Source organism: Thalassotalea sp. PLHSN55, from assembly GCF_052030545.1.
Taxonomy (GTDB): Bacteria; Pseudomonadota; Gammaproteobacteria; order Enterobacterales; family Alteromonadaceae; genus CANMXU01.
Genome location: NZ_JBPDIH010000021.1, coordinates 1 through 3,656, shown reverse-complemented (window position 1 = coordinate 3,656; position 3,656 = coordinate 1). Strand labels below are relative to the sequence as shown.

The window sequence follows — 3,656 nt, the reverse complement described above, 5'->3', positions numbered from 1 at the left end:
CAAACTAATTATGGCTCTGTCTTTTTAAGTTAACCCACGAATGGAGGCTAGCCTCGTGGGGAGTCATTATGTCTATGTGCTTTCGTCCAATTTAACCCTTGTGTTATATAAAAAAGGTTTTTTGATAAATGGTAGAAGTTTTAATTTTGGCCGTCGCATTAAGTATGGATGCTTTTGCTGTATCGATAGGGTTAGGAGCAAAGCACAATAATAAGATTAAACCTTTAAGTTTGATGTCAGGTATTTATTTTGGTTTGTTTCAGGGAGTAATGCCGTTAATAGGTTATATCGGTGGTAAAGGCGTTATGGGCTGGGTTGAGGCATACGCTCCATGGATTGCATTTATTTTACTTTTATTAATTGGTGGTAAAATGATTTTCGAGTCTTTTTCAGAAGGAATCGAAGAGGATCTTGTAAAAATCACGCATAGAGTTATGCTGATACTCGCCATAGCAACGAGTATTGATGCTATGGCAGCAGGATTTACATTAACTATTTTGAATGTAAATCCTTTTTTAGCATGCTTTATCATTGGAGTAACCACTTTTATATTTAGCTGGGTTGGTGTATTGGTTGGCTCTAAAAGTGGCACTTGGTTAGAAAGCAAAGCTTCTTTTGTCGGCGGTGTAACTCTAATACTAATAGGTATAAACTTTCTGCTGTAGTAACCCAATCAGCACATAACAAGTTGCTCAAACGGACAAAAAACAGTTGGCTTTTGCTCGTTCCTCGCTAATTTTAGCCAACAATTTTTCGCCGCTTAGCAAGGCGTTAAGTGGCTATGGAGCACCATGAAAGTTTACCAAATTATATTTGAAGTTGATGACTATCAAAGCCTATTAGCTAAAGATGATGAAGTTCATAAGATCAAATTAATGGCAATGGGCGGAGATTCCCGTATAGATATGTGGCCAACGGTCCTTGAAGCTGAATTAGATAACAAGAGAGGATTGAGACCTGACATATACAGTGTAAATGCTGGTAATATGTTGGTTAAACCTCAAACACTAGAATTGTTAAAAGCTCATCTTTCAACCAGAGACGAATTGTTACCTGTAAGCTGGGAGGGAGAAGCCGGAGTTTTAATAAATCCTGTTGGAACATACGAATGCTTAAACCATGATGAAACTATTTGGGAAGTAGATGATTCAGATGACAAGCTATGGATTGAGAAGTATGTATTTAATACTAACAAGGTACCTCACACTTTACTTTTTAGGGTTGAAGAAGATTGGTTCACATTATTCTGTGTTGATCTTGAAGATGGTTCTGTAAACTTTAAATCAATAGTTGAAAACCACAACCTTAAAGGAATAAGTTTTTTGCAGGTATAGCCACTTAACAAGTCAATTAAGTAGGACAAAAACAGCTAGGCTTTCGCTTCGCTATTATCGCCTACCGTGTTTTAGCCTCTTATTGAGGCGTTATGTACTTATTTAAAGGGTGCTCGTGCAAATATCATTATCAACACTATTTATTCTTTTTATTGTTTTAACTCTAGTGCAATATTTAGTGGGGGTTTTTGTTTCAGCTAAATTAAACTTTAATCAGCATAAGCTTATATCCGTGTTTCAGGTTTTTATGACTTTATTCTGCGTCTGGATTTCCGCTTCTTCAGATAAAGCTACGATGCAACTTGGTACAAGTATGCTGATATTTTCGTATCTAATTTACGTGCCTTATTCTTTTAAAAAGTCAGGCCGTACATAACAAGAATTTAAAGCGGGACTGCTAACAGTTTGCTCGGTTTCGCTACGCTACACAATTTTAGCAAACTATTATCAGCCCCTTAAATGGGCGTTAGCAGGCAAAGATTTATTATTTTTAAACTTGAATGCCCTGCTTTCAATTTAAGTCTGCTAATTTGCAAACCAGGTAAAGACATTAAGTTTTAATTTATTGTTCAGCTACTTGCAGGTTTAGTGTTAAATTAAATAAAAGTGTTGTTTGGAAGTAAAAGGTTAAGTTGCCAGCTAACAAGCAATTCAACGGGACTTAAAACAGTTTGCTCTTTTTTCGTTCCTCAAAATTTTAGCAAAACTATTTTAAGCCCATTAATTGGGCGTTAGCAGGCAACGAAGTTTAGGGTTAAAAATTTTTAAGATTAGTTTCTTTTTCTAATCAACAAATTTGCAAACCCCGTAAAGATTTAAAATTCATTTGCATTGTTCCGCCCTTTTCAGGTTCAATGTAAAAATTAAAGTTTAGTGTTACTTGTTAGTTTTTCGGTAGTTGCCCGCTAACAAGTCATTCAACAGGACTAAAAAAGTTGGCTTTCGCTTCGCGATTTTAGCCAATCTTTTTTAGCCTATTAATATAAGCGTTATAAACTCCTGTGAGTAAGTTATGAAACATCACTTTGCAGATTTTCTAGATCGAAATGACGATTATTGGACTCTTATTCCAAATCGTGAGCGTTATTCATATTCAGTTAAAAATGCTCCTGAAAACCCAGACGATATAAAAATCATCACTATTGGTAAAGATGATGAAAAATGGGAAGATATTACAGAATATAAAAATTTAGAAGAAGTCACCCTGCATGAGCCTAGCAAGAAACAATTAGAAGTGGTTTCTAAGCTGATTAATATAAAGCGTTTAAGAGTTACACACTTGAGGACCAAGGATATAGATTTTGTCTCCTCATTAATAAATGTTGAAGAGCTTATACTTGAATATGTTTCCGGATTTTCAGACTTGGGGCCCTTGCGTAAACTTAAAAAGTTAAAATCATTACATATCGAGAACCTTAGGAAAGTGAGTGATTTTTCAGGGTTAAGTGGAATTGATAGTTTGAGGTACTTGAGGATTGATGGGACATTCGATTGGAAACAACCAATATCTGATTTTGAGTTTCTAAGAGGGCTTCCAAATATAGAGGTAATTTCATTTGGTCAGGTAATTAACAAAACTGAATTCCCCGCATTCTTGCCACTGCTCAGCTTACAGAAGCTAAAAAAATTATTAATGCCAAACAATATGTTTGCTGCAAAAGAATATGCTCTATTAACTGTCGGCAAAGCAAATGTGGAGGGTGCCGATTGGCCGGCATTTACTAAAGTCGCATACTCTAAAATTCCATTACCAAAGAATGATTTTCTATATCTTCTTGCTGATGATGATTCTAGAGATAGCCAGCCAGAAATTACCGTCTCATACTCGGGTGAAAAAATGATCAGTAATCCAGATGATGAGTGGTTTGAATTTACAGGAAAAAATGCAGGTAAGATAAAGACTACAAGTCCTAAAAGTGAAGCTAAGTGTATCGAATATACGGCTCTTTACGAAGCTATGAAAAAAGAAGCCAGTGTTTTAATAAATGAGAAATCATAGAAATGTTAAGGTCGTTTATAACAAGGCCATGCAATCTGACTCCGCAACCTGTCACGCTTTGTGCGTGCCGCACAAAGACGCGCCAGGCTGCTACGCAGTTGATGGCGGCGTTATACGCAATGAATAAAGCTGCTCATTTTCCAAATTAAAAGTGGAATGTTTATTAATTTAAGGAGAAATTAATTGAGTCTTACAAATAAAATGTCATTGAGATTTTTCAAAGCTGTTGGTTGTTTTTGGATACTAGTAATTATTACAAAATTTTATTTTAAGTATGAATATTATTATGAATATTCTTTAGGGGATTTGGTCGGGTTCTTACT

Annotated in this window: 3 protein-coding genes; all 3 read left to right on the top strand. The window is 35.5% G+C overall.

The window, feature by feature from the left end:
- The first annotated feature begins 128 nt into the window (after positions 1-128).
- The 3 genes from ACRRSQ_RS20465 to ACRRSQ_RS20455 all read left to right on the top strand — a co-directional run bounded on the left by ACRRSQ_RS20465 (position 129) and on the right by ACRRSQ_RS20455 (position 3,333).
- Entirely contained in the window at positions 129-665 is a 537-nt protein-coding gene (locus ACRRSQ_RS20465) for a manganese efflux pump MntP (protein WP_440877634.1), read from the top strand.
- Positions 666-791: 126 nt separating this feature from the next.
- Positions 792-1,334 (top strand): hypothetical protein, encoded by a 543-nt coding sequence (locus ACRRSQ_RS20460; RefSeq protein WP_440877633.1) that lies wholly within the window; start codon positions 792-794, stop codon positions 1,332-1,334.
- Positions 1,335-2,346: 1,012 nt separating this feature from the next.
- A complete protein-coding gene (locus ACRRSQ_RS20455; protein WP_440877632.1) occupies positions 2,347-3,333 on the top strand; it encodes a hypothetical protein in 987 nt (328 codons plus the stop codon).
- Positions 3,334-3,656 lie beyond the last annotated feature (323 nt).